The organism is Catellatospora methionotrophica (assembly GCF_011297335.1).
Classification (GTDB): Bacteria; Actinomycetota; Actinomycetes; order Mycobacteriales; family Micromonosporaceae; genus Catellatospora; species Catellatospora methionotrophica.
Genome location: NZ_JAAOTJ010000031.1, coordinates 1 through 26,000, shown reverse-complemented (window position 1 = coordinate 26,000; position 26,000 = coordinate 1). Strand labels below are relative to the sequence as shown.

At 72.6% G+C, this 26,000-nt stretch carries 16 protein-coding genes; 9 read left to right on the top strand and 7 right to left on the bottom strand.

Annotated elements, in window-relative coordinates; genetic code table 11:
* Positions 1 to 90: 90 nt before the first annotated feature.
* Entirely contained in the window at positions 91 to 996 is a 906-nt protein-coding gene (locus HAV40_RS35350) for a DMT family transporter (protein ID WP_166388660.1), read from the bottom strand.
* Between the two features lie 221 nt (positions 997 to 1,217).
* Between HAV40_RS35350 and HAV40_RS35345 the strand changes: the two genes are divergently transcribed.
* From HAV40_RS35345 to HAV40_RS35335, 3 genes are all read left to right on the top strand, one after another.
* A complete protein-coding gene (locus tag HAV40_RS35345; RefSeq protein ID WP_275413535.1) occupies positions 1,218 to 2,816 on the top strand; it encodes a Re/Si-specific NAD(P)(+) transhydrogenase subunit alpha in 1,599 nt (532 codons plus the stop codon).
* Positions 2,817 to 2,818: 2 nt separating this feature from the next.
* Positions 2,819 to 4,273 carry a Re/Si-specific NAD(P)(+) transhydrogenase subunit beta gene (pntB, locus tag HAV40_RS35340; protein ID WP_166388658.1) on the top strand — a complete coding sequence of 485 codons (1,455 nt, stop codon included), beginning with the start codon at positions 2,819 to 2,821 and terminating at the stop codon, positions 4,271 to 4,273.
* An 82-nt stretch (positions 4,274 to 4,355) separates the two neighbouring features.
* Positions 4,356 to 4,871 carry a mycothiol transferase gene (locus HAV40_RS35335; protein WP_166388657.1) on the top strand — a complete coding sequence of 172 codons (516 nt, stop codon included), beginning with the start codon at positions 4,356 to 4,358 and terminating at the stop codon, positions 4,869 to 4,871.
* Between the two features lie 16 nt (positions 4,872 to 4,887).
* On the opposite strand, the gene HAV40_RS35330 is transcribed toward HAV40_RS35335, so the two are convergent.
* On the bottom strand, positions 4,888 to 6,039 hold the full coding sequence (locus tag HAV40_RS35330) for a pyridoxal phosphate-dependent aminotransferase (RefSeq protein ID WP_166388656.1): 1,152 nt from the start codon (positions 6,037 to 6,039) through the stop codon (positions 4,888 to 4,890).
* A gap of 133 nt (positions 6,040 to 6,172) precedes the next feature.
* Between HAV40_RS35330 and HAV40_RS35325 the strand changes: the two genes are divergently transcribed.
* The 4 genes from HAV40_RS35325 to HAV40_RS35310 all read left to right on the top strand — a co-directional run bounded on the left by HAV40_RS35325 (position 6,173) and on the right by HAV40_RS35310 (position 13,176).
* On the top strand, positions 6,173 to 7,957 hold the full coding sequence (locus HAV40_RS35325) for an HSP90 family protein (protein ID WP_166388655.1): 1,785 nt from the start codon (positions 6,173 to 6,175) through the stop codon (positions 7,955 to 7,957).
* Complete coding sequence (locus HAV40_RS35320; RefSeq protein WP_166388654.1) at positions 7,944 to 10,808, top strand: hypothetical protein; 2,865 nt, start codon at positions 7,944 to 7,946, stop codon at positions 10,806 to 10,808. The genes HAV40_RS35325 and HAV40_RS35320 overlap by 14 nt, the downstream gene beginning before the upstream one ends.
* Before the next feature lie 136 nt (positions 10,809 to 10,944).
* Positions 10,945 to 11,769 (top strand): hypothetical protein, encoded by an 825-nt coding sequence (locus HAV40_RS35315; protein ID WP_166388653.1) that lies wholly within the window; start codon positions 10,945 to 10,947, stop codon positions 11,767 to 11,769.
* 81 nt (positions 11,770 to 11,850) lie between these two features.
* Positions 11,851 to 13,176 (top strand): lactate 2-monooxygenase, encoded by a 1,326-nt coding sequence (locus tag HAV40_RS35310; RefSeq protein WP_166388652.1) that lies wholly within the window; start codon positions 11,851 to 11,853, stop codon positions 13,174 to 13,176.
* An 8-nt stretch (positions 13,177 to 13,184) separates the two neighbouring features.
* Here the strand turns inward: HAV40_RS35310 and HAV40_RS35305 are convergent, their stop codons facing one another.
* Both HAV40_RS35305 and HAV40_RS35300 read right to left on the bottom strand, forming a co-directional pair.
* A complete protein-coding gene (locus HAV40_RS35305) occupies positions 13,185 to 18,071 on the bottom strand; it encodes a diguanylate cyclase (protein WP_166388651.1) in 4,887 nt (1,628 codons plus the stop codon).
* 160 nt (positions 18,072 to 18,231) lie between these two features.
* Positions 18,232 to 18,735, bottom strand: coding sequence for a DUF2199 domain-containing protein (locus tag HAV40_RS35300; protein ID WP_166388650.1), 504 nt, complete (start codon positions 18,733 to 18,735; stop codon positions 18,232 to 18,234).
* A gap of 231 nt (positions 18,736 to 18,966) precedes the next feature.
* On the opposite strand from HAV40_RS35300, the gene HAV40_RS35295 reads away from it, so the two are divergent.
* A complete protein-coding gene (locus HAV40_RS35295; RefSeq protein ID WP_166388649.1) occupies positions 18,967 to 20,019 on the top strand; it encodes a LacI family DNA-binding transcriptional regulator in 1,053 nt (350 codons plus the stop codon).
* 139 nt (positions 20,020 to 20,158) lie between these two features.
* On the opposite strand, the gene HAV40_RS35290 is transcribed toward HAV40_RS35295, so the two are convergent.
* The 3 genes from HAV40_RS35290 to HAV40_RS35280 all read right to left on the bottom strand — a co-directional run bounded on the left by HAV40_RS35290 (position 20,159) and on the right by HAV40_RS35280 (position 24,441).
* The gene (locus HAV40_RS35290; protein WP_166388648.1) at positions 20,159 to 20,713 is read right to left on the bottom strand and encodes a DUF305 domain-containing protein; all 555 of its coding nucleotides are present in this window, start codon (positions 20,711 to 20,713) and stop codon (positions 20,159 to 20,161) included.
* A 154-nt stretch (positions 20,714 to 20,867) separates the two neighbouring features.
* Positions 20,868 to 22,070 carry a DUF1996 domain-containing protein gene (locus HAV40_RS35285; protein ID WP_239087065.1) on the bottom strand — a complete coding sequence of 401 codons (1,203 nt, stop codon included), beginning with the start codon at positions 22,068 to 22,070 and terminating at the stop codon, positions 20,868 to 20,870.
* A 178-nt stretch (positions 22,071 to 22,248) separates the two neighbouring features.
* Positions 22,249 to 24,441: a discoidin domain-containing protein gene (locus tag HAV40_RS35280; protein WP_166388646.1), complete on the bottom strand. Its 2,193-nt coding sequence runs from the start codon at positions 24,439 to 24,441 to the stop codon at positions 22,249 to 22,251.
* Positions 24,442 to 25,138: 697 nt separating this feature from the next.
* Between HAV40_RS35280 and HAV40_RS35275 the strand changes: the two genes are divergently transcribed.
* A partial coding sequence (locus HAV40_RS35275; protein WP_166388645.1) for an ABC transporter substrate-binding protein occupies positions 25,139 to 26,000 on the top strand: 862 nt, incomplete at its 3' end.

The window sequence follows — 26,000 nt, the reverse complement described above, 5'->3', positions numbered from 1 at the left end:
ACGCTGGCCTATCTGATCGAGTTTTCGTAGATCGAACTCGATCAGATAGGCCAGTGTCTATGGAAAGTGCGGTGAGCGGCGGCGTGGCGGTCAGCGGGTTCGGGTGGTGCGGCGGGAGACGGCCACGCCGACCAGGCACAGGGCGCCGCCCGCGAGCGCGAGCCCCGGCGGCACCTCGCCGAGCAGCACCCACGCCATCACGATCGCGACCGCCGGCACCAGGTACGTCGTCGCGCCCAGCTTGCCCGCCGTGGTGCGCGCCAGGGCGTACGCCCAGGTGGTGAAGCCGAGCGCGGTCGGGAACACGCCGAGGTAGACCAGCCAGCCGACCGTCGACGGCTGCGCCGCGCCCAGCTCACGCACCAGCTCCGGCGCGTACGGCAGGCAGCACACCGCCCCGATCACGCACGCCAGCCACGTCACCCGCAGCCCGGACAGCTCCCCGAGCAGCGGCTTCTGCGCGACGACGCCGACCGCGTACGACACCGCGGCGACCAGGCACAGCACCACGCCCCACGTGTCCACCCCGGCCGTCGTGGACGTGGCCGTGCCGATCAGCACGACTCCGGCGAACGCGACCAGGCTGCCGCCGATCAGCGAGCGCGGGAAGCCCTCGCCGAGCAGCAGCCCGGCCAGGATCGCGATGAGCAGCGGCCCGACGTTGACCAGCATCGCGGCAGTGCCCGCGTCGACGAGCCGTTCGGCCTGGTTGAGCACGATGTTGTAGAGGCCGAACCAGACGACGCCGACGATCAGCAGCCGGGGCCAGTGACGGCGGCTCGGCCAGGGCGTGGGGACGGCGGCGCGCCGGTCGTCGACCAGCATCATCAGCCCGAGCACGAGCGCGGCCACGACCAGCCGTCCCAGGGACAGGGCGCCGGGGGACAGCTCGCGCCCGACGTACCGGATGGCCACGAACGCCGACGCCCACAGCAGCACCGTCACCAGTGCGGCGGCCAGTGGCAGGAGCCGGTTCTCAGTGCGCGCAGCAGTCATGGGCGCAACGGTATGTCCGCGACGGTTCGGCGAAGACCGAACCGTGCCGGGCATCGCGCGGTGTGGATTTGGTAACTCGGCTGCGGAATCGCTGCTCGCCGGGCGGGTGCCGGGGGCAAGTGTGGCTTCGATTACTCGGCGCGTTCATTGACGACCGCTGTGTCGTGGCCACACGATGACTGTCATCTCGATTGATCTAGTCAATGCCGACAGGAGTCGTGGTGGGACAGCAACATGGCCTGGGGGAGCCGGACGGGCTCACGGGTACGAGGGAAGGTCCGGCCACGACGCAGCGACTCGGTGTCGCGGCCGAGTCGGCCGCCGCGGAGACGCGGGTGGCGGTGACGCCGACGGTGGTGCGCCAGCTCGTCGACCTCGGCTACGAGGTCGAGGTGGAGTCCGGGGCGGGTCGGGGATCGAGCTTCTCCGACGACGCGTACGAGGCGGCGGGCGCGAAGATCTGCAGCCGCGAGGACTGCTGGCAGGCCGACGTCGTGCTGAAGGTCAACGCGCCGTCGGCGGCGGAGGTCGAGACGCTGCGCGCGGGCACGACGCTGATCAGCCTGATCGGACCGGCCGTCAACCCGGACCTGGTCGCCGCGCTGGCGGCACGGGGCGTCAGCGTGCTGGCGATGGACGCGGTGCCGCGCATTTCCCGGGCCCAGTCGATGGACGTGCTCAGCTCGATGGCGAACATCGCGGGCTACCGCGCGGTGGTCGAGGCGGCGCACACCTTCGGCCGTTTCTTCGCCGGGCAGGTCACCGCTGCGGGCAAGGTCCCACCGGCGAAGGTGCTGATCGCCGGTGCCGGGGTCGCGGGGCTGGCCGCGATCGGCGCGGCCAAGAGCCTGGGCGCGATCGTACGGGCCACCGACCCCCGCCCGGAGGTCGCCGAGCAGGTGCGCTCGATGGGCGGGGAGTTCCTGGCCGTGGCCGCCGAGCAGCAGGGCGGCGGCGACGGGTACGCCAAGCAGACCTCGGCCGACTACGACCGGCGCGCCGCCGAGCTGTACGCCGGGCAGGCCGCCGAGGTCGACATCATCATCACCACGGCGCTGATCCCGGGCCGTCCCGCACCCCGGCTGCTGACCGCCGAGCACGTGGCGAGCATGCGCCCCGGCAGCGTCATCGTCGACATGGGCGCGGCGCAGGGCGGCAACGTCGAGGGCACGGTGCCCGGTGAGCTGGTCGTCACCGACAACGGGGTGTCCATCATCGGGTACACCGACCTGCCCGCGCGGCTGCCCGCGCAGGCCTCGCAGCTGTACGCGACGAACCTGCTGAACCTGATGAAGCTGCTCACCCCGGGCCGGGACGGCCGCCTGACGCTCGACTTCGACGACGTCGTGCAGCGGTCCATGACCGTGGCCCGCGACGGCGAGGTGACCTGGCCTCCGCCGCCGGTGCAGGTGTCGGCCGCGCCGTCGGCTGCCGCGCCCGTGCCCGCGCCGGTCGCGGTGAAGCGTCCCGCGTCGCCGGGGCGCACGTTCGCCTACGTGGGGCTGGGCGCGGCGGTGCTGTTCGGGCTGACCGCGTACGCGCCGAAGGAGTTCGTCGGCAACTTCACCGTGTTCGCGCTGGCCGTGGTCATCGGCTACTACGTCGTCGGCAAGGTGCACCACGCGCTGCACACGCCGCTGATGTCGGTCACCAACGCGATCTCCGGGATCATCGTGGTCGGCGCGCTGCTGCAGATCGGGCAGGGCGGCAGTCTCGCCGTGACCGTGCTCGCGTCGGCGGCGATCCTGCTGGCCACCGTCAACATCATCGGCGGGTTCGCCGTCACCCGGCGCATGCTCGGCATGTTCTCGAAGGGCTGATCATGACTGCTGTCACCGCCGTGCAGGCCGCGTACATCGTCGCCGCGCTGCTGTTCGTCCTGAGCCTGGCCGGGCTGTCCAAGCACGAGACCGCCCGGTCGGGTGTCGTCTACGGCATCTGCGGCATGACCGTCGCGCTGGCCGCCACCGTCGCGCTGGCCGCCCGCGACATCACCGCCGCCGGAGCCGCGCTGCTGGTCATCGCCATGGCAGTCGGTGGCGGGATCGGGCTGTGGCGGGCCCGCGTCGTGCAGATGACCGGCATGCCCGAGCTGATCGCCATCCTGCACAGCCTCGTCGGGCTGGCCGCCGTGCTGGTCGGCTGGAACGGCTACCTGGAGGTCGAGCACGCGGCCCCGGCCGGGCTGACCGGGTCGCTGCTGCACATCCACCACGCGGAGGTGTTCGTCGGCGTCTTCATCGGCGCGGTCACGTTCACCGGCTCGATCGTGGCGTACCTGAAGCTGTCGGCGCGGATCGCGTCGCGGCCGCTGATGCTGCCCGGACGGCACGTGCTCAACCTGGGCGCGCTGGTCGCGTTCGTGGCACTGACCGTGTGGTTCGTGATCGCGCCGCAGCTCGGGCTGCTGGTCGCGGTCACCGCGGTCGCGCTGGCGCTGGGCTGGCACCTGGTCGCCTCGATCGGCGGCGGCGACATGCCCGTGGTCGTGTCGATGCTGAACAGCTACTCCGGTTGGGCGGCGGCCGCGTCGGGCTTCCTGCTCGACAACGACCTGCTGATCGTCACCGGTGCGCTGGTCGGCTCGTCGGGGGCGTACCTGTCGTACATCATGTGCCAGGCGATGAACCGCTCGTTCGTGTCGGTCATCGCGGGCGGGTTCGGCACCGAGCAGGCCGCCGGGCCCGACGTCGACCTCGGCGAGCACCGGGAGACCTCGGCCGCCGACGTCGCCGCGCTGCTGAGCGACGCGACCTCGGTCATCATCACGCCGGGGTACGGCATGGCCGTGGCGCAGGCGCAGGCACCGGTGGCCGAACTGACCCGGCGGCTGCGGGCGCGGGGCGTACGGGTGCGGTTCGGCATCCACCCGGTGGCCGGGCGGCTGCCGGGGCACATGAACGTGCTGCTCGCCGAGGCGGACGTGCCGTACGACATCGTGCTGGAGATGGACGAGATCAACGACGACTTCGCGGGCACGTCCGTGGTCCTGGTGATCGGGGCCAACGACACCGTCAACCCGGCCGCCGCCGATCCGGGCAGCCCGATCGCGGGCATGCCGGTGCTGCGGGTGTGGGAGGCCGAGCACGTCATCGTCTTCAAGCGGTCCATGGCGGCGGGCTACGCCGGGGTGCAGAACCCGCTGTTCTTCCGGGACAACACCCGGATGCTGTTCGGCGACGCCAAGGCCCGGGTCGAGGACATCGTCGGCGCGCTCGGCCCGGTCGTCGGCGCGCAGCGCGAGTCCGGCGACGCGCGGGTGCCGGTCGCGGTCTGAGGTTCCCGCTTCACCGTCTGCGTCCGCCACTCTCGCGATACTGTGCGAAGGTGGCGGACGCAGACGGTGAAGGGCTGACGCGGTGAATGTGGACGGCCTGCTCGTCGAGCTGTACGACCGGATTCCGGAGATGGTCCACGAGGCCGTCGACGGGCTGACCGCCGAGCAGCTGCACTGGGCCCCGGCGGCGGGTGTGAACACCATCGGCTGGCTCGTCTGGCACCTCACCCGCATCCAGGACGACCACGTCGCCGACCTGCTCGGCGAGGAGCAGCTGTGGGCCACCGGCCCGTGGGCGCAGCGGTTCGGGCTGCGGGCCAATCCCGGTGACACCGGCTACGGCCATACCGCCAAGCAGGTCGCCGCCGTCCGGCCGGACAGCCCGGAGCTGCTGATCGCGTACTTCGACGCGGTCGCCGCCCGCACCCGCGACATGTTGATCGGGCTCAAGCCCAAGGACCTGGACCGGATCGTCGACGAGCGCTGGGACCCGCCGGTGACCCTGGGCGCGCGGCTGGTCAGCATCGCCAACGACGACGTCGCCCACGTCGGCCAGGCCGCCTACCTGCGCGGCCTCATGCGGGCCGCCAAGCGCTGACGGCCGCCCGTCCCGCTCAGGCAGCGGACAGCGCCTCGGCCAGCCGGTCCAGGGCGGTGCGGAAGTCGTCGGCGGGCAGGTGGCCGAAGCCGAGCCGGAACACCCGGTCGGCCTCGCCGAACCAGCCGCCCCGCCCGACCCGGGTCTCCCGTGCCGCGAGCGCGTCGTGGAAGCGCTGCACGGCCTGGTCGTCGAAGCGGTCGGCGCGCAGCCGCAGGCAGCACAGCGCGCCGCCGTCGGGGCGCACGTACTCGACCGCGTCCGCGTGCTCGGCCGCCCACCGGTCGAGGGTGTCCAGGGCTGCGGCCAGCGCTTCGCGGCGCTCGCCGAGGATCCGCCCCTCGCGGCGCAGCACCTCGGCAGCCAGCAGCTCGTCGACCCCGGAACCGGTGATCAGGGTGTGGAACTTCGCCGACCGCAGCGCCTCGTACAGCGCGGGGTCGGTGACGGTCAGCCAGCCGATCCGGATGCCGGGCGCGCCGTGCGCCTTGGACACCGACGAGCACGTCACCACCCGAGGCGAGACGGCCGCGGCCGAGCGCGGCGTCACCGCACCGTAGACGGCCTGCCGGTAGGTCTCGTCGACCAGCAGCACCGCCCGCGGGGTCAGGCCTCGCATGCGGTCGAGCAGGTCGGCCAGCTCCTGGTCGGTGAAGCTCACCCCGGACGGGTTCTGCGGCGAGGCCAGCGACACCAGCCGGGTCTGCGGCGTGAGCGCGGCTGCGACCGCGTCGACGTCGAGCCGGTACCCGTCGTCGAAGCTCAGCGCCACCGGCGTCACCCGGCAGCCGATGGCGTCCAGGGCGGCCCGTGCCGGCGGGAAGCACGGCGTCAGGACCACCGCGTGGTCCTCGGGCCGGCACAGCGTGAACGCCAGCAGGAACATGCCCGCGCTGCCGCCCGCGGTGACCAGCACCTCGTCCGGCGTCACGCCCGCGCCCGCCGCGATGAGGGCGCGCAGGTCCGCGTCGCCCTGGCTGGTGCCGTAGCCGATCTCCAGCGCGCGCAGCCGGGCCGAGGCGTCGCCGTCGAGCAGCTCACCGAGCCGCAGCGGCGGCGACGTGCTCTCGGCCAGGTCGTACCGGACGGGCCGGTCCACCAGGTCTGACATCGACGCGGCGGGAAACCGCGCCGGGCGGGCGGCCTCCGGGCCGGGGGAGATCGTCATGACGTCCATGATCCCCGCCCATCACGACGGTGAACAGGACCAATACGCGACCCGTGGCTCGTGTCCTCGGCCGTCGGGGACGCCCCTGATGGCCGGTTCACGCAGGTGGGCCCGCGCCGGTAGCCTCTGCCGGGTGAACCAGTCCTTCCAGGTCGACCTGCGCGGCATCGTCGACCTGCTCAGTCACCACCTGTACAGCAGCCCGCGGGTGTACGTGCGCGAGCTGATGCAGAACGCCGTGGACGCGATCACCGCCCGCCGCGCGCAGGCCCCGAACGCGCCCGCGTCGGTCTGGCTGGAGTCGCCGCAGACCACCGGCGACGGCACCCTGCGCATCCACGACACCGGCCTGGGGCTGACCGAGCAGCAGGTGCACGAGCTGCTGGCCACCATCGGCCGCAGCGGCAAGCGCGACGAGCTGGGCTTCTCCCGGCACGAGTTCCTGGGCCAGTTCGGCATCGGGCTGCTGTCCTGCTTCCTGGTCGCCGACGAGATCCGGGTGCAGACCCGCCACGAGGGCCACCCGACGGTGTACTGGACCGGCTTCGCCGACGGCCGCTACGAGACGAAACCCGGCCCCGAGCGGCAGGAGATCGGCACCACCGTCACGCTGGTCCCGCGCCGCGACGCCACCGACTGGCTCGACGCCGCCCGGGTGCGCGACCTCGCGACACTGTTCGGCCAGCTGCTGCCCTACCCGGTGCGGGTCGACGGCGAGGTGGTCACCGCCGAGACGCTGCCCTGGCAGGCCGGTCGCGCCGAGCAGATCCGCGCCGCCGAGCAGACGTTCGGGTTCACCCCGTTCGACGTGATCGAGCTGAACGTGCCCGAGGCGGGGCTGACCGGGGTCGCCCTGGTGCTGCCCACGCCCGCGAACCCGGCCGCGAAGTCGGGCCACCGCGTCTACCTCAAGCGCATGCTGCTGGCCGAGGGCGCCGAGGACCTGCTGCCCGAGTGGGCGTTCTTCGCCCGCTGCATCGTCGACGCGTCCGAGCTGCGCCCCACCGCCAGCCGCGAGGCCCTGTACGAGGACGGGCTGCTGGAGTCGGTGCGCGAGCAGCTCGGCGCGCAGCTGCGCGGCTGGCTGGTCAACCTGGCCCGCCAGGACCCCGACCGGATGCACCGCTTCCTGGCCGTGCACCACCTGGGCGTCAAGGCGCTGGCCATGCACGACGAACAGATGCTGCGGGTCGTCGACCAGTGGTGGCCGATGGAGACCAACATGGGCCGGATGCCGCTGGAGGAGTTCCGCCGCCGCCACGGCACCGTGCGCTACAGCGCCAACAACGACGAGTTCCGGCAGCTCGCGGCCGTCGCCGCGGCGCAGGGGCTGGCCGTGGTCAACGGGGGCTACACCTTCGACGCGGAGCTGATCGAGCGGCTGCCGCTGCTCGACAACACGATCATGGTGGACCGGCTCGACCCGAGCGACCTGTCCACCCGCTTCGACACCCTCGACCCGGTGACCGACCTGGGACTGCGCCCGTTCGTGTCGGCCGCCCAGCGGGCCATGGACCCGCTGGGCTGCGAGGTGGTCGTCCGCGCGTTCGACCCGCCGAGCATGCCCGCGCTGTACCTGACCGACCGGCACGCCACGTTCCAGCGGCGGCTGCGCGAGACCGCGGAGGTCTCCGACGACCTGTGGGCGGGCGTGCTGTCGACGTTCGCCCACGCCGAGACGCAGGTGCGGCCACAGCTGGTGATCAACCACCGCAATCCGCTGGTACGCCGGATGAGCGCGCTGCCCGCCCCGGACCTGATCGCCGTCACCGTGTCCTCGCTGTACGGCCAGGCGCTGCTCTACGGCCACCACCCGCTGCGCCCCGCCGACATGGCCCTGCTGAACCGCTCGTTCCTCGACCTGATCGACCTCGCCCTGCCCAATGCCGCCACCGGGAGCACCCATGACGACCTATGACGAGGTCCACGACCTGATCCACCGCTCCTGGGAGACCCCGGACGGCCCCGCCCGGATCGCGGCCGTGGAGCAGGTGCTGGCCCAGGCCGAGGCGCTGGGCGACCCCGACCTGCTGTACGCGGCGCACGCGGCGGCGACCAGCGGCTACCACCAGAGCGGCGAGCCGATGAAGGCGATGATGACGTTCGCGCGCTGCGTGGCCGACTACGACGCCGACCCCGGCCGGCGCAGCCAGCACGACGAGCACCTGCTGCTGTGGCAGTTCAAGCACATGGTGTCGTCGATGACGCTGTTCCCGCAGCTGCCGCTGGAGCGCACCATGGCCGTGCTGGACGACATGCAGCGCCGCTACCAGGCGGGCGGGCACAGCATGCAGGCCGTGTACGCCTACCGCCACGACGTCGCCGCGCACCTGGGCGACGAGCAGCAGGCCGACCACTGGTACCGGCTGTGGGACTCCGCGCCGCGCGACGCCCTGTCCGACTGCGCGGGCTGCGACCCGTCGTCGAAGGCGTACCACCTGGCCTGGCGCGGGCGCGACGAGGACGCCATCGCCCTGGCACAGGACGCGCTCAGCGGTCGGCTGACCTGCTCGGAGCAGCCGCACGGCATCCTGACCACGCTGCTGTACCCGTACCTGCGCACCGGTCGCCTCGACGAGGCCCGCGACGCGCACCGGCGCGCCTACCGGATGCTCGACGACAACAAGGCCGAGCTGGGCCGGGTCGCCACGCACGTGAGCTTCTGCGGCGCGACCGGCAACGCCCAGCGCGGCCTGGAACTGATCGAGCGGCACCTGCCGTGGCTGGCGCAGGCCCCGACACCGAAGACCGAGATGGAGTTCGCGGCGTCCGCGGCAATGGTGCTGCGCCTGCTGGCCGAGGCCGGGCAGGGCGACCTGCCGGTCCGCCGGTCCACCGGGGAGATCACCGTCGCCGCGCTCGGGCGGGAGCTGCGGGAGCGCGCGGTCGCCCTGTCGCTGCGCTTCGACGAGCGCAACGGCAACTCCTACCAGAGCACCCGCATCGCCGAACTGCTCGACGCCAAGCCGCTGGTGGCGTACCTGCCGCTGTCGGTGACCGCCGCCCGCGCCGCGACGGTGGCCCCCGTGCCCGCCGTCACCGAGCCGCCCGCCGAACTGCCCGACGTGCCCGCTGACCTGCCGCTGGACGGTCTGCTCGATCTCGTCGACGACCTGTTCCACGCCGAGGAGCAGGCCAAGGGCCGTGCGCTCACCGGGCGGCTGCTCGCCGAGCACAGCGCCGGGCCGCTGACCGACGTGCAGCGCGGACGGCTGGCCCGGCTGCGCGCGGTGGCACTGCCCGACGAGGAACTGCAGGCGACCGCCGACGCGTTCGCCGAGGCCGTCGACGCGTTCGCGCGCGCCGGGGACAGCGCCCGCGAGCACGCCGCCCGGCTGCAGTGGCAGATCGCGGTGCTCCAGCTCACCGGCGACGGCGAACTGGTCCCGGCCGTGTACGAGGCCGCCGAGGTGGCCGTGGCCGCCAACACCGACCCCCGGCAGCGCCGCGCCGCGCTGGTGCGGGCAGCGTGGGTCGCCGCCGCCTCCGGCGACCTCGACCGGGCCTCGTCGTTGCTGGACCGGGCCGAGGCCGAGCCGGGCGCGCTGCCCCCGGCCCGCCACGCGAGCCTGCTGCACCTGCGCGCGGGCGTGCTCCAGGCGCAGGAGCGCCTGGACGAGGCCGCGCAGCGGATCCGTGCGGCCGCGGCACTGCTGCGCGGCACCGGGCACCGCGACCAGCTCGCGCACCTGCTGCGGGCGCTGGCCGACCTGCTCGGCCGCCTCGGCGACAACAGCGGTGCGATCGCGGCGTTCGAGGAGGCCGCGGCCGTGGCGCAGGACCCGGAGCTGCGCCGCAGCGCCCGCGCGAACGCCGGGTTCATGCTCGTCACGACCGAGCGGGCGGGCGAGTTCATCGACGACATCGTCGAGCACGTGTGCCTGATGGAGGCCGAGGGATCGCCGGGCGCCGCCGCGTACACCCGGCACCGGCTCGCCCTGGCGCTGGGCACCACGGGGCGGTTCACCGAGGCCGCGGAGGTCGGCGAGGAGGCGCTGTCGTGGTTCCTCGCCCAGCGCGACCCCGAGCACGCCGACATGGTCGTGGAACTGCGTGACCTCCTGTCGCGCACGTACGCGCAGCTCGGCGAGGCACACGTCGCGATCGGGCAGCTCGACGCGCTGCTGGAGCTGGTCAGCGGCGTCGAGCGGCTGGCTTACCGGGGCGACGTGCTGGAGCGGGCCGGGGAACTGCTGTGGCAGGTCGACCGCGACGGCGAGGCCGCCGACCGGTTCGGCGCCGCCGCCGCCGCGTACGGGCAGGCCGACCTCGCCCTGGCCACCGTGCACGCCCGCCGCCGCCAGGTGATGGCCCTGTTCCACGCGGGCCGCAAGGACGACGCCGTCGCCCTGTCCGGGCAGCTCGCGGAGCTGATGGCGGTCACCGGGGTGCCCGTCGAGCAGCAGGCCGGCTTCGCCTGGGAGCGGGCCATGGCCGGGTACGAGGCGGCGCAGGTGCTGTCCAACAACGACGAACCCGACCACGACGCCGCCCTGACCCGGATCGCGCCGTCGGCCGCGCTGTTCCGCTCCATCGGCGCGTTCGAGGAGGCCGCGCTCGCCGAGCTGCGCCACGGGCAGGTCCTGGTCGTGTCCGGCCGCAACGCCGAAGGCCAGGCGCAGCTGCGCCGGGCGTTCGACGCGCTGCCCGCCGATCACGGCGCGCGGCGCGACGCGGCGGCGTGGCTGGCCCGCGCCCTCGACGAGCAGGGCGAGACCCGCCAGGCCCGCGAGCTGCGCGCGGAGCACGACCTGCCCGAACCCGAGTGACCCGGCGCGGTGGTGGACCCCTCCGGTCCACCACCATGGGGATCCCGCCCGCTGACCGGGGTCAGCCGTTCGCGGGGACGCTGTCGCGTTCGGACGGCGGGTACGGTGTGAGTCGTCTGCCAGGGAGGGAGCACGGATGGACGTGCGCGACGCGCCCCGGCGCTACGCCGACGCGCTGCTGTTCGTCACCGAGGTCACCCGGGCCGCGACCCGGTCGCCGGGCGGCTGGCTGTTCGAGGACGGACTGACCGATCCGCTGTACACGAGCCTGCTCGACGGGCAGTCCAAATGGGAGTGGTCGGACAACCGCCAGGACGTGAACCTGATCGCGGGAGGCCCGCTGCGGGCCGTCGTCGACTTCACGGCCCGCCGCCACGCGACGACGGTGCCGTGTACCGGCCCGCCGCCACTGGAGCTGTGGCCGGACTGCGCCGAGCGGCTGCGGCTGCTGCGCGAGGCGCTGACGTTCGCCACCGGCGCGGCCGTCGACGCCTGGCGGTTCGTGCTGCACGAGGTGCTGACCACGTGGCTGTCCGGGCGGCTGGACGACCTGCTCGCGCCGCCCCCGCCCGGGGAGACGCTGGGGCAGCTGGAGCAGCGGCTGCGCGAGGCGGTGACGGTGTGCCACCGGTTCCGGCTGGCGGTGCACGGCCTGTTCGGCGACCACCACTGGACCGGCCGCGAACCGCAGCCGTGGTGGTGTGTCGCCGACGACCTGGCCGCCCACGCGACCCACGCCACCCCGGTGGTGAACCCGGCGTACGTGTTCCGCCTCGACGAGGGCACCGCCCACGACGGCATGGCGACGCTGTTCGTCGCCACCACCCCGATCCACCCCGTTCTCCGGCACCAGGTGACCATCACCGCCGGCCTGCCCAAACTGCCCGGCGACGCGGGTCCGGAGACGGTCCAGGCGGCCCGGGGCGCGGTCGCCGTGCTCGCCCGCCATGGCGCGGCCTGACCGGCCGGGATGGCATGATCTGCGAACCGCCGCGCGCCGTCGGGCTGTGGCGACCGCTGACGCACCCCCTGCGAGGACCCGATGAACGATTCCGGCCAGCCGAACTCCGCCGACGATCTCGACCCCGCCGTGCGGGCCGCGGGCGGCTGGGGCCGACTCCGCCAGGGCGTGATCTACCGTGACGGCGTCAGCGGCGGCCGCCCGGCCGTGCCGACGGCGTTTCCCGAGCTGGAGCGCCGCGCCGCGCGGGTGCTGTCGCCCAAGGCGTACGCGTACGTAGCGGGCAGCGCCGGGCTGGAGGCCACGGCCGACGCCAACCGCCGCGCCCTGGACCGCCACCGCATCGTGCCCCGGATGCTGCGCGACGTGTCGGCGCGCGACACCTCCGTCGAGCTGTTCGGCCGGCGGCTCACGTCGCCGCTGCTGCTGGCCCCGATCGGGGTGCTGGAACTGGCCCACCCCGAGGCGGACGTGGCCGTGGCGCGGGCGGCGGCAGCCGAGGGTGTGCCGTACATCCTGTCCACGCAGGCGTCCCGGTCGATGGAGCAGTGCGCGGCCGCGATGGGCGACGCCCCGCGCTGGTTCCAGCTCTACTGGAGCAGGTCCGACGAGCTGGTCGCGAGCTTCCTGGCCCGCGCGGAGGCCGCCGGCTGCGAGGCGCTGGTCGTCACCCTCGACACGACGGTGCTCGGCTGGCGGGCCCGCGACCTGGACCTGGGCTCGCTGCCGTTCAGCCAGGGCCAGGGCATCGCGCAGTACACCAGCGACCCGGTGTTCCTGCGGCTGGCCGCCGAACGGGCCGGGCAGCCGCGATCCGGTCCCAAGCCGAAGGTGACGGCCGCGGCGGTGCGCTCCCTGTTCTCGATCGCGCGCACCCACCCCGGGCCGATGCTGCGCAACCTGCGCTCGCCGCTGCCGCGCGCCGCCGTCGAGACGTTCCTGGACGTCTTCTCGCGGCAGGACCTGACCTGGGGCGACCTGGCCCGGCTGCGCACCATGACCCGGCTGCCGATCCTGCTCAAGGGCCTGCAGCACCCCGACGACGCCCGCCGGGCGCTGGACGCGGGCGTCGACGGGGTGATCGTGTCCAACCACGGCGGTCGCCAGGTCGACGGCGCGACCGGTGCGCTGGACGCGCTGCCGGGCGTCGTCGAGGCGGTAGGCGGGCGGGCGCCGGTGCTGTTCGACAGCGGCGTACGCGGCGGCGCGGACGTGTTCAAGGCACTGGCCCTGGGCGCGCGTGCGGTCTGCGTGGGCCGCCCCTACTTCTACGGGCTGGCCCTGGCGGGCGCGGACGGCGTACGCCAGGTGATCCAGAACCTGCGCGCCGAGCTGGACCTCACCATGGCCCTGACCGGCTGCGCGAGCCTCGCCGACATCACCCCGGACCTGCTCGCCGCATCCTGAGGCGGCGATCAGGAGGCGGCGGCGCGGACCTGGTCGCGGCCGTTGCGCTTGGCGCGGTACAGCTCGACGTCGGCGAGGCCGACCAGGTCGTCGGGGTCGCGGTCGGCACGCGGCGTCATCGCGGCCACGCCGATGCTGACCGTGACGATGCCCGAGCGGGCCAGCACGTGCGGCTCGCGCAGCCCGGAGATCGCGGCCCGCAGCCGCTCGGCGGTACGGCGCGCGGCCTCGATGTCCAGGCCGGGCATGACCACCGCGAACTCCTCGCCGCCGTACCGGGCGACCAGGTCCCCGTCGCGGAGGTTGCGGGTCAGCTCGGCGGCGACGCGCTGCAGGCACTCGTCCCCGGCGGGATGGCCGTAGTGGTCGTTGTAGAGCTTGAAGTGGTCGATGTCGACCATCGCCAGGGCCAGCGGCCTGCCGTGGCGCAGCGCGCCGTCCCACTCGGCGTGCAGGATGTCCTCCAGCCGCCGCCGGTTGGCCAGCGCGGTGAGCGCGTCGGTGGTGGACAGCGTCTCGAGCCGCCGGTTGGCCGTGGTCAGCTCCTCGGTGCGCTGGGCGACCTTGCGCTCCAGTGACGCGTACACCGACGCGTTGTCCAGCGACACCGCGAGCTGCCCGGCGACCAGCCGGACCGCGTCCAGGCGCTCGGCGGAGAACGCCTCGCGGATGAGGTGGTTCTCCAGCACCAGCAGCGCCTGCCGCTCGCCCCGGTTGACGATCGGCACCACCAGCAGCGAGCAGCAGTCGAGCTCGGCGAAGTACGGGTCGCGGGAGAACCGGTCGTCGCGGGTCGCGTCGCCGACGACGAGGGGTTCGCGGGTGCGCTCGACGTAGCGGATCACCGAGGCGGGCACGGCCGGGCGCCCGCTGTCCGGCGGCGTCGCGGGCACCGACCAGCGCTGCCGCTCGTCGTCCCAGAGCAGCAGGTGCACCGCTGTCGCGCCGGTCATCTCGCTGAGCACGTCGACGACGCGGGCGCGTACGCCGTCGAAGGTGGTCTGCGAGCTCAGCGCCTGGGAGGCGGCGAGGATGGCGAGCAGGTCGATGGTGCCCGACAGCAGCGGGACCTGCGGCCCGGCGTCCGGGACCTGCCCGCTCGTCGGCGGCCGCAGGCCGGACAGCCACGGCGCCGTCGGGTGGGTGCGGTCGAGCTGGGCGACCTTCGCGGTGGCGCCCCAGGCGTGGTACGCCTGCCGGGCCGCGTTGAGGATGCTCGTCCCGGCCACCTGCATGCCGTGGGCCAGGTAGAACCGGGCGGAGCGCTCCAGCGCCAGGGCCTGGTGCCAGGGGCGTCCCCGGGCGGCGACCGCGTGCTGGGCGGCGTCGTAGGACTGCGCGGCGGTCTGGAAGTCACCGCCCGCCCAGGCCCGCTCGGCCCGCAGGAGCAGCAGGGTGTGGGCGAAGTTGACCGGGGCGTCCGCGGCACGGGCGGCGAACCAGGCCACCGTGTCGTCGAGGGCGGCCAGCCGGGCGGCGCGGCCGTCCGGCGGCCCGGTGCGGGCCTGCTCGGCCAGGTCGAGGCCGCGCAGCAGGCGGGCGAGGGCGACCGGGTAGGTCGACGGGTTCACCGGCAGCAGCGCGGTGGCGGCCTCGATGTGGCGGTGCAGGGCGGGCAGGTCGTCGAGCAGCGCCGCGCCCAGCGCCCTGGTGACGTGCACGTTCGACACGGCGACCGGGTTGCCCGCGAGGGCTTCGGGCAGCGGCTCCGCGTCGTCGGCCGGGCTGGGCTCGCCGCGCAGCATGCCGGCCAGCCGCCGGTAGGGCAGGTAGACGTCGGTGGACTGGTCGTTGCCGGTGCGGGTGGCGAACGCCAGCGCGGCGTCGACCTCGGCGAGGTAGCCGTCCAGGGTCGGGGCGTAGTCGAGCAGCTCGTACACCGAGACGTAGTAGGTGTGGCAGGCCTTCTGCAGGTCGCCGCCGTGCAGCAGGCCCTCGCGGGCCAGCTGGGCCTGCCGCACGTTGTCCTCCAGCGGCTCGTACCAGTGGCCGGTGCTCAGCGCGTACAGGAAGCGGGCCTGGGAGGTGTCGGGCTCGTAGCAGCGGGCCTCGCCGACGGCGATCACCCGGCGCAGGGCCCGGTGCCCGGTGCGGTAGTCGCCGCGGCGGCCGACGGTCACGAAGGTGAGGTGGGCGAGCGGCCCGACCAGGGTCGTGATCGGACCGTGGACCAGCCACATGCGCAGCGCCTGCAGGGTGAGCCAGCCCAGGGTGTCCTGGTCGCTGAAGAACGCCGGGGCCATCATGCGGTTGATCAGCGCGGCGGTGGCCAGCAGGTCCGGGTCGGTCACCTCGGGGCGGCGCAGGTCGTCGCCGGGGTCGCCGTCGAGCCAGCGGTCCAGCAGGCGGAGCCCTTCGTCGATCTCGGCGGCGACCCGTTCGGGCGGTGGCGCGGCGAAGCCGAGCTGGCCCAGCATCTCCAGGCCCAGCGCCACGGCCTCGGCGGCGCGGCCCTGGTTCGTCAGGCCACTGACCTGCACCAGGGTCGCGTCGGCGTGCTGGGCGGGATGGTCGCACAGCCGGTCGATCGCCGCGTACACCGCGTCGGCCTCGTCGAGGCGGCCCAGGCTGTAGAGCGAGGCGTGCCGCCGGGTCTGCAGCGTGATCAGGTTGCCCCGATCGGCCGGGTCCGCGAAGTCGATGGCGACGGCCAGGTAGCGCTCGGCCATGGCGTGGTTGCTCACCACCAGGGACTGCTCCGCGGCGTACGCCAGCAGGGCGCTGACGCGGCGGCGTTCCCGCGGCTCGTGCACGTGCTCGGCGACGGCGTAGTACTGGTGGGCGGCGACCTCGGCGTACTCGGGATGCGGGGCCAGTCGCCGGGCCAGGCCCAGGTGCAGGGCCGACTTCGCCGACGCGGTGAGCCCGTCGAGGATCGCCTGGTGCACCCGGTCGTGGCGGAACCGGACCGCGTCGGCCGGCTCGGCGGGCTCCAGCACCAGCAGGCCCTCGTCGAGCGCGGGCGCGAGCAGTTCCTCGGTGTCGGGCTCGGGGTGCCCGTCGGCGATCGACAGCTGGTCCATGTCGGCCCGCCCGCCGAGACAGGCCATGATCTCGACCAGCAGCCGGGTGCGGGTCGGCAGGCCGCGCAGCCGGGTGGTCCACGGGTCGACGACGTTGGCCTGGCGCAGATGCCGCGACAGGTTGGCGGTGTCCCAGGTCCAGCCCTCGTCCCCGAGCACCAGCACCCCGGCCCGGCGCAGCGAGTTGATCAGCTCGACCGTGTCGTACGGGTTGCCCCGGGTGCGCTGCGTGACGGGTTCGGCCAGCGCCTCGGCGTCGGCCGGGTCGAGCTGCAGCAGGTCGCCGACGAGTTCGGCGGTGCCGGCCCGGGGCAGGTTGCCCAGCACGATCCGCTGCGGCTCGACGCCCTGCTGCCGCCACCGGGTGATCATCGCGGTGAGCGGGTGGGTCGCGCCGACCTCGTCGTCGCGGTACGCCAGCACCAGCAGCAGCCCGTCCGGCGGGCCCTCGGCGACCAGCATGTCGAGAAAGCCGAGCGTGGTGCGGGCGGCCCACTGCACGTCGTCGACGAACATGACGATGGGACGCTTCGGCGACGCGACCGTGGTCAGCAGGTCCACGCCGATGCGCTGCATCCGGGCCTGGGCGTAGAGCGCGTCGCCGATGGTGGGATCCGGCTCGACGTCCATCAGCAGCGCGAACTCCGGCTGCACCGCGGCCAGCAGCCCGGCGTTGCGCCCCAGCGCCTGGCGCAGCCGCTGCCGCAGGTCGGCCACCTCCTCCTCCGGTTCGGCCAGCAGTAGCCGTCCCAGTGCGCGGACGGCCTGGCCCGCCCCGTCGAACTCCAGGTCGCGGCGGTGCTGGTCGAACTTGCCGGACACGAACCAGCCGCCGCTGCCGGACGCGATCGGGCGCAGCTCGTCGACCAGCGACGTCTTGCCGACCCCGGCCGGGCCGCTGACCAGCAGCCCATGGCTGAGCCCGGTCATCGCGTCGGTGAACGCCGCGCCCAGGGCCCGGATCTCCGGGTCGCGGCCGATGATGCGCGACTGCGGCAGCAGGCGCATCGGCACGTCCGCCGCGCCGACCCGCAACGGGGGCGACTCGCCCGGCCCGGCGGCACGGAGCAGCGCGAGGTCGTGGGCCAGCCCTTCAGCGGTCTGGTAACGGTTGTCGGGCTCCTTCTCCAGCAGATGCATGATCACGTCGGACAGCCCGGCGGGGACCTCGGGGTCGGCCTCGGCCGGTGGCACGGGCATCCGGGCCAGGTGGGCGTGGCTGAGCCGCAGCGGGTCGCCGCTGCCGAACGGCGGTTCGCCGATGACCAGCTCGTACATGGTCGCGCCGAGGGCGTAGAGGTCGGCGCGCTGGTCGACGGGTCGGCCGGTGCGGCCGGTCTGCTCGGGGGCCAGGTAGGCCAGCGTGCCGACGATCTCGTTGTGGTGCGCGAACTCGGGCCGGATCTCGGCGAACGTCGACGCCAGCTCGAAGTCGATCAGGAGCACACCACCGGACGGGGTGACCACGATCTTGGCGGGGCAGACGTCACGGTGTACGACATGGCGGTGGTGCACGGCGGCGAGGGCGTCGGCGAGGCCCGCGGCGATGGCCAGCACCTCGGGCAGCGGCAGCGGCATCGGACGCCGGTCCAGCGTGGTGCCGCCGGCGTCCTGGAGCACCAGCGCGCCCTCGATCACGGGTTCGGGCACGAGCTGCACGACGCCCTGCGCGCCGCGCAGGCGGCGCAGGATCGAGGCCTCGTGCTTGAGCCGTTTGAGCGCGTCAGGCCCGCGCGGCTGCTTGACCACCACGGACCGGTTCGCGGGCAGGCGAAGCCGGTAGGCCCAGGTCCTGACGCTGTCGTGCAGCATCTCGACCCGGTCGGCGTCGAACGGCGGGCCTCCTGCCGGATGCTCGCCGCTGCTGCCCATCGTCCGCCCCGGAATCCGTCAAACGCCCCAGCCTCGCCGATAAATGACCGACAAACCCGAATTGCCCTCGACAACCAGAATAGAACCTTTGCCCGGACCGCGCGTCCCGCCGACACACCTCGGCCGTCCCCCGGTCCCGTCCTGCGCCCCCGACCCGGGGTCAGTGGCGGATCAGGTCGGCGAGGTGGTGGGCGTGGGTCAGGGGGATGCCGGTGCGCTGGTCGACGGCCAGGGGGTGGTCGGTGGGCTCGACCTCGACGAGCGGCTTGTGGCCGACGGGGCGGGTGTGCACGTTCGTCTTCAGGTTCAGGGTGGTGACGGGGTAGCCGGGCAGTTCGGTTGACAGCCAGCCGAAGTATGGCGGCTCGGACTCGCGGCCGGGTTCGTCCCACAGGTCGGTGGTGCGGGCGAAGCTGGCGGGGCTCAGCGACACCCATACGCCCCAGGTGAACACGTCGGCGCTGCCGAGGATCGGGATCTCCAGATTGCCCTGCACGAAGAAGTGCCGTCCCCCGATGACGCACAGATCCGGGGTGAGTTCACTGTTCGGGTCCTCGGCCAGTGCGTCCGTCCAGTGCGCGGGGGCCGCGGTGCGGTAGGCCAGCGGCGGGTCGTCGTGTCGCCCCCCGCACGATGGGCAGGTGTGGCCCGTGATGTCGCGCATGCGGCGACTCTAGGCGGTGGCGCGCCGCGCGGCATCGACCGAAGCCCGATCGGCGGCGCGTTTCGCCGCGACAACGGCGAAAGGCCTGCCGCCGAACGCCTTGTCGTGATCTAGGTCAACCGGTTCAGTCCAGCCCAATGCGCATGCCTTGTATTTCGACGCTGACCTGCGAAGAATTTATAAACGACCTTGGAGAGAGCGCTCCCTGGAATACCTGCTATAAATGACAGCATGACGATTAGTCGACCTGACGGCCAGCGCTCCCCGACGCTGGAAGAGGTCGCCGAATGGGCGGGGGTGTCGCGCTCCACGGTCTCCCGCGTGATCAATGGCGTGTCCACCGTCGACCCCGATCTGCGTGAACTGGTTCAGCGGGCGATCGACGCCACCGGCTATGTGCCCAATCTCGCCGCGCGTTCCCTGGTCACCCGGCGCACCGACTCGGTCGCGCTGGTGGTGTCCGAACCGGACGACCGCACCGAGCAGAGCGAGCCGTTCCTGAACCGGATATTCACCGACCCGTTCCTGGGGCGGATCACCGCCGGGGCGCTGGAGGTGCTGCGGCCCGAGGGCATCCACCTGGTGATCATGCCCGCGGAGTCCCCGGCCCACCACCACGTGCTGCGCTACCTGCGCCAGGGGCACGTCGACGGGGTCCTGCTCATCTCCAGCAGCGACGAGGATCCGCTCCCGCAGCAGCTGTGCGACCTGGGCATCCCCGCCGTGCTGTCGGCCCGGCCCGGCAAGCCGCTGCCGATGAGCTACGTCGACGTCGAGCAGCAGGTCGGCGCGAAGCTCGCCGCCGAGCACCTGCTCGCGATCGGCCGCCACCACCTGGCCACCATCTCGGGCCCGCTGGACATGCCGTCGAGCCAGGACCGCCTCGCCGGGTTCCGGGCCGCGCTGGCCGTGCACGGGCACGCGTACGTGCCGTCGGCGGCCGGCAACTTCACCCGCGCCAGCGGGGAGCAGGCCGCGCGTGAGCTGTTCGCCGCGCACCCGGAGATCGACGGGCTGTTCGTCGCCAACGACCTGATGGCCGAGGGTGCCCTGCAGGCGCTGCGCGACCTGGGCCGCCGGGTGCCGGACGAGGTGGCGGTGGTCGGCTTCGACAACAGCATCGCCGCGTTGCAGTGCCGCCCCCAGCTGACCACCATCCACCAGCCGCTGGAGGAGATGGCGGCCGAGATGGCGCGCCTGCTGCTGTCCCGCATCGGCAAGGCCGACCCCAAACCCCGCTCCGTCATCTTCCACCCCCGGCTCATCAAGCGGGAGTCCGCCTGATCCGTGGGGGGCGCTGTGGAAGGGGAGATCGCTGTTTCGGGTCATGATCTGGCGTCAGACCGCAGATCTTGACCTGAAGCGGCGATCATGAACCGTCGGCCGGACCCGGCGGCGGACCCGGCGGCGGACCCGGCGGCGGTCACGGGACCAGGGTCGACAGGCGGTCCAGGTCGGCCTGGCGGGTGGTCTCGACGGAGGCGGCCAGTGCCTTGACGGACGGGTCGGCCCCGGCGGACTGCTCCGAGCCCGCCAGCATGCGGCACTGCTCGAAGTGGGCGCGCAGGCTGTCGGCCAGCATCGTGTCGAACGCCGCGCCGGACTTGCCGGCCAGCAGGTCCAGGTTCTCCTTGGTGATCATGCCGGGCATGTCGTGGCCCTCGTGCGGGTTGGTCTCCGGTGCGCCGGTCGCCTGCAACAGCTCGCGCAACCGGACCACCTCGGCCTCGTGCCGCCGGGCCACGTCCGCCGCGAACGTCTCCAGGGCCTGGTTCGCCGTACGCTGCGGAGCCAGTTCCAGGGCTGCCAGCATGCGCTGATCGAGCGCGATCATCAGCTGCGTCCAGGCGACGTCGGTGCTGATCGCGCCCGCCTCGGCGACCGCGGGCGGGCTGACCGCCACGACCGGAGCCGGTGCGGTGCTGCCACAGCCCGCGAGCAGGAGCACCAGCGCGCACGCGTACACCATCGATCTCATCGCGGACCTCCCGGCTGCCAGCGGCGATCTTGTGGAACTGTCGTCGTTCCCCCGACGTCCGCGCGAGATCGTCGCACTTGGGGGAGGGGGTGGCACCGGCCGGGGCGGGAGAGGGGTTCCGCCCCGGCCGGTGTCGTCTCAGGTGCGGGTCAGGTCAGGGACGACCGTTGGCGCCGCACTTGATGATGGGGCGGATGCAGTCGCGGACCCGGCGGTCCATCTCCGCGGCGGGCCAGGCGTTGAAGAAGTCGCCGTGCATGGTGTAGCCGCGCCCCGAGGACAGGCGGATCCGGGCGGGATCGCCGGAGACGGGGTAACGGAGCACCTGGCGGAGCTTCGGCACCGGGACGGGGTGGCTGGACGGGCAGGCCCCGGCGACGGGGTACGCCATGTGGGACTTGTGGTTTGCGGAGTCGAGGTTGACACCGTCCCAGCACTGCGGGAAGTCGAGGTACGACTCCAGCATCGAGCCCGCGGGGCAGTTGACGAAGTCCTTGCCCGGTGGGATCTCGTTGTGGTGCAGGCAGGACCAGCGCGCGATGGACTGGTCGCCGCTGGTGGCCTGGGCGTTGCCGGCCACGATGCGCAGGCCGACGGGCAGGGACTGGATCTGCGCGATGATGTCGTCGCGCACGCCCTCACCCAGGTAGTAGAAGGTCGTGCCGGTCGGGGCGACCGCCACGTTGTCGACGTACATGGTGGGCACCCAGTACGACGACAGGTCCTCGATCGGGTTGCAGTTCGTGCCCGCGTTGGCCAGGCTCGTGTACGTCGAGAACGCGTTGGTGGACGTGTTGCCCATGAAGTCGTGCATGTGCGACCCGCCGGGCAGACCCGGGAAGACGATCGGGTCGTCGGGCAGCCGGTGCGTGAACGGGCAGTCGGCCAGGAACTCCGACACCCGGACGATGGGGCCGCCACCGCCGCCACCGCCGCCGCTGGACTGCCCGAACACGCCGAACTCCCACAGCGAGACGCCGTACTGGGTGGCACGGGCGGTCGCGTACAGGCGGACGTAGCGGGTCGTCACGTTGACGGTGAGGGACTGGTCCGCCCCGTTGTGGTTGGTCGTCGTGTGGAACGTGCTCCAGTTGTTGCCGTCGGCCGAGCTCTGCAGCTGGAAGTTGCGCGCGTACGCGCCCTCCCAGTCCAGGAAGATCCGGGTGATCGCCTGGCTGCTGCCGAGATCGATGCGGATCCATTGCGGGTCGGAGAATGCGCTGGACCAGCGGGTGCCGGCGTTGCCGTCGACGGCCGCCGAGCCGGGGGTGCCGCCGTTCTCGGTCGAGGAGACCGTGACCGGCTTGCCCTGTGAGAGCGAGATCTCGGCCGCGGCCGCACCAACACTGGTGGTCACCAGGTAAGTTGCGAGGACGGCCGTGACGGTGGCGATTAGCCCAGCGGCACGTAGCCGCCGGCGGCCAGGAATCGGTGCGAGACGATTCATGGTGAGCTCCCTACGGGAATGGGACGGACGGGTTTCCGTTGGGGGCAGGGGGCCCTGCGGGGCTGCGGGGCCCCCTGCCGGCGGTCTGCTACTTGTAGACGCGGACGTAGTCGACCAGCATCTGAGCCGGGAACGGCGTGCTGGCGTCGGGCGAGCCGGGCCAGTCACCGCCCACGGCGAGGTTCAGGATCATGTAGTGCGGGTGGTCGTAGACCCACGGTCCGCGGGTCGCCTCCACGGTCGCCTTGCTCGCGTAGAACACCTCCGTGCTGTCGACGAAGAAGCGGATCCCGTTGCTGTCCCACTGCGCCGCGTAGACGTGGTAATCGGCCGACAGGTCGATGCCCCACACCTTCTCGAGGCCGTAGCCCGCGCCGCCGTTGTAGGCGGGCGCGTGCAGCGTGGTGTAGCTGCGGGTGGTGTCCCGGCCGAGGATCTCCATGATGTCGATCTCGCCGTTGTACGGCCACGGGCGGCTGGTGGGCGGCAGGAAGTCGGCGCCCATCATCCAGAAGGCCGGCCAGAAGCCGTTGCCCTTGGGCACCTTCACCCGGGCCTCGACCCGGCCGTACTGGAACGTGAACTTGCCGCCGGTGTTCATCCGGTGCGAGGTGTACTGCATCCCGCCCGCGGCCTCGCGACGGGCCTCCATCACCAGCTGGCCCGCGCCGTTCATGTTCGCGTTGTTGTTGTTCGTGTAGTACTGCAGCTCGGCGTTCTGGCCGGTGCCGGTGTCGATGGTCCACTTGGACCCGTCCGGCTTGCTGCCCGCCGCCCCGTTGAACTCGTCCGAGAAGACCAGGTTGGTGGCCGGGAACGTCGGGTTGGCCGGTTGCGCCGGGGGCGTGGTCGGGGCGCCGCCGGTGCCGTAGACCTGGAACTCCCAGAGCGAGTAGCCGTAGCCGTTGGACCGGGCCGTGCCGTACATGCGCACGTAGCGGCCGGTGCCGTTGACGGTGATGTTCTGCTTGAACCCGGTGCTCGTGGTGGTGGTGTAGATGGGTGTCCAGTTCACCGCGTCAGCCGAGGTCTGCAGCTGGTAGGAGGTGGCGTACGCCGGGTCCCACTGCAGTACGACCCGCTTGATCTGCGCGGTCGCGCCCAGGTCGACGTAGATCCAGCCCGGGTCGGTCCAGGCCGAGGTGGCCCAGCGCGAGGCCGGGTCCAGGTCGAACGCCCGCAGCGGGAAGCACTGCCAGCACGCGCCGTCGTCCTGCGAGGTCGAGGCGAAACCAGGCTTGTTGTACGACAGCAGCACCTCCCCGCCCGGGTTGGGCGACGGCGAGGTGGACGGCGACGCCGACGGCGAGGCCGGGGGCGGCGACGACGGCGGGTTGCTCGGCGTGCCACCGGTGCGCACCGCGAACTCCCAGAGCGAGTAGCCCCACGCGGTGGCCCGCGCGGTGCCGTTCATGCGCACGTAGCGGCCCGAGCCGGAGACGGTCAGCGTCTGCGTGCCGCCGGTGCCGGTGGTGGTGGCGTAGATGTTCGTCCACGGCCCGGTGGCCGCGTTCGAGACCTGGATCTGGAAGGCCCGCGCGTACGCGCCCTCCCAGGTCAGGGTCACCCCGCAGATGTTCTGCGTGCTGCCCAGGTCGACCTGGAGCCACTGCGGGTCGCTGAACGCGCTCGACCAGCGGGTGCCGGCGCTGCCGTCGACGGCGTTGGCCGCGGCGAACGCGCCCTCCTGCGACGAGGCGCTGGCCGGGCGGCCCAGAGCGGCGTTGCCCGAGCAGCCGGTGCCGCCGCCGATGACGCCGTACACCTGGAACTCGTAGAGCGAGTAGCCGTGGATGGTGGCGCGGGCGGTGCCGTTCATGCGTACGTAGCGGCCGGAGCCGCTGACGGTGAGGGTCTGCACGCCGCCGGTGCCGGTCGTGGTGCTGTAGATGTTGGTCCAGCCGCCCGTGCCGGTGGCCGAGACCTGGATCTGGAACCCGGTGGCGTAGGCCGCCTCCCAGCGCAGGACGACCTGGCTGATGGTGGCGGTGCCGCCCAGGTCGACCTGGATCCACTGCGGGTCGGACGACGCGCTGGACCAGCGCGTGCCGTTGTCGCCGTCCACCGCGGAGGTGGCCGGGAACACGGCGTTCTCGACCGACGAGGCGGTGACCGTCTTGCCCTGGGAGATCAGCGGGTCGGCCGCGTTGGCCGAACCGGCGACCACGGCCAGGTAGGACGAGGCGAGCACCGCACCGAAGGTGGCCAGTACGGCGTACCAGCGCGTGCGGGAGGTGGGGACGGAGCGCGGCGGGGCTGCCGCGTTCGGGACGGATCTCATGTCATCTCCTGTGGGATGGCTCGAGACCGCGAGGGCCGTGCTCCTCGCGGAAGGCCCGGAGGCGCTCCCGCCGATCGCGGATCCGATGACCTGCGGCGGCGCTTCCGGTACGCACGCGACGCCGCCCGCCGGCGGGACCGGTGTGTCGGGGCTGATGCCCGGTCCCGTGGCATGGCGACGCCGAAGGACGGCGGGTCGCCGCGTGCAACGACCTGCTGCCCGAATGGGCGTCAAGTCGGACAAACATGTGGGGGAGCGCTCTCTCAGCAGAATCGTCCAGGACCGGCCGGATGTCAATGGCGGTCACTGTCCAGGCCGTCGCGGCAAGCGCCGTTAACGTTCCCGAAACGCGGTGGTGACGTCAGGATGGGCAGCTAGGAGACCCTGCTGCCGGGCCGGGGGCGGCTGCCAAATCGGCACGATCGATGCCGGGCAACGGATGTCGCGGTACGACTGCCTGGTCACGACACTCGGCGGTGGCCCGCCCAGCGGGCTCGTCCGCAGGCCGGGCAGCCTGTCCGGCGCTGCCGCGGGGGTCGCGCTTTGTAACGAGACGGCAACGGCATCTTGACAGTCGCCCGGCGGGGGACGAAATTCAGAGGCCATAACCAGGGAGCGCTCTCTGGATGATCAACTCTGAGTGACCAGCGGTTCTTGCTCGTGCACGTGCCTTATACCTGTTCCTGGAGGAGCTCCGATGCGTTCAGCACTATCCGGCGCCGGCCCACGGCGCCGTCTCGCGGCCGTGGCCGCTCCGCTGCTCGCCGCCGCGCTGGTGCTGGGCACCGCCGCGTGTGGTGGCAGTGACGATCCGGCGAAGCCGGGTGAGAAGGTCAAGCTCACCATCGCGACGTTCGGTGAGTTCGGGTACAAGGACCTGTACAAGGAGTACATGGCCGCGAACCCGAATGTGGAGATCGTGGAGCGGATCACCAAGGCCGAGGATCACCACAAGAACCTGGCCGCGCATCTGGCGACCAACACCGGTGCCGCCGACATCGAGGCGATCGAGGAGGGCTGGGCGGGTCAGTTCACGGCCAACCCGGGCAAGTTCTACAACTGGAACGACTACGGTGCTGCTGAGATCAAGGCGCAGTGGCCGGCGTGGAAGTGGCAGCAGGGCTCTTCGGCCAAGGGTGAGGTCGTCGGTCTCGGCACCGACGTCGGCGGTATGGCGATGTGCTACCGGCGTGACATCTTCGAGAAGGCGGGCCTGCCCACCGACCGCGAGGCCGTGTCGAAGCTGTGGCCGACGTGGGAGGAGTACATCGCCACGGGTGTGAAGTTCAAGAACGCCAACATCAAGGGCTCCGCGTGGATGGACGGCCCGACGATCATGTACCGGTCCGTTCTGGGCCAGCAGCCGGTGGGTATCTACGACGCCGACAAGGTCGTCGTGGAGACGAACCCCGGTGTGAAGAAGGCCTGGGACCTGACGATCGATGCGATCAACAAGGGTCTGTCGGCGAAGATCGCTCCGTGGTCGGCTGACTGGAACGCCGGTATGGCGAAGGGTTCGTTCGTGACCCTGGCGTGCCCGTCGTGGATGATGGCCTACA

Coding starts and splice junctions, on each gene's coding strand:
- HAV40_RS35350 (WP_166388660.1), bottom strand. CDS start 996: ATGACTGCTGCGCGCACTGAGAACCGGCTCCTGCCACTGGCCGCCGCA.
- pntB (WP_166388658.1), top strand. CDS start 2,819: ATGACTGCTGTCACCGCCGTGCAGGCCGCGTACATCGTCGCCGCGCTG.
- HAV40_RS35330 (WP_166388656.1), bottom strand. CDS start 6,039: ATGACGATCTCCCCCGGCCCGGAGGCCGCCCGCCCGGCGCGGTTTCCC.
- HAV40_RS35320 (WP_166388654.1), top strand. CDS start 7,944: ATGACGACCTATGACGAGGTCCACGACCTGATCCACCGCTCCTGGGAG.
- HAV40_RS35315 (WP_166388653.1), top strand. CDS start 10,945: ATGGACGTGCGCGACGCGCCCCGGCGCTACGCCGACGCGCTGCTGTTC.
- HAV40_RS35310 (WP_166388652.1), top strand. CDS start 11,851: ATGAACGATTCCGGCCAGCCGAACTCCGCCGACGATCTCGACCCCGCC.
- HAV40_RS35305 (WP_166388651.1), bottom strand. CDS start 18,071: ATGGGCAGCAGCGGCGAGCATCCGGCAGGAGGCCCGCCGTTCGACGCC.
- HAV40_RS35300 (WP_166388650.1), bottom strand. CDS start 18,735: ATGCGCGACATCACGGGCCACACCTGCCCATCGTGCGGGGGGCGACAC.
- HAV40_RS35295 (WP_166388649.1), top strand. CDS start 18,967: ATGACGATTAGTCGACCTGACGGCCAGCGCTCCCCGACGCTGGAAGAG.
- HAV40_RS35290 (WP_166388648.1), bottom strand. CDS start 20,713: ATGAGATCGATGGTGTACGCGTGCGCGCTGGTGCTCCTGCTCGCGGGC.
- HAV40_RS35280 (WP_166388646.1), bottom strand. CDS start 24,441: ATGAGATCCGTCCCGAACGCGGCAGCCCCGCCGCGCTCCGTCCCCACC.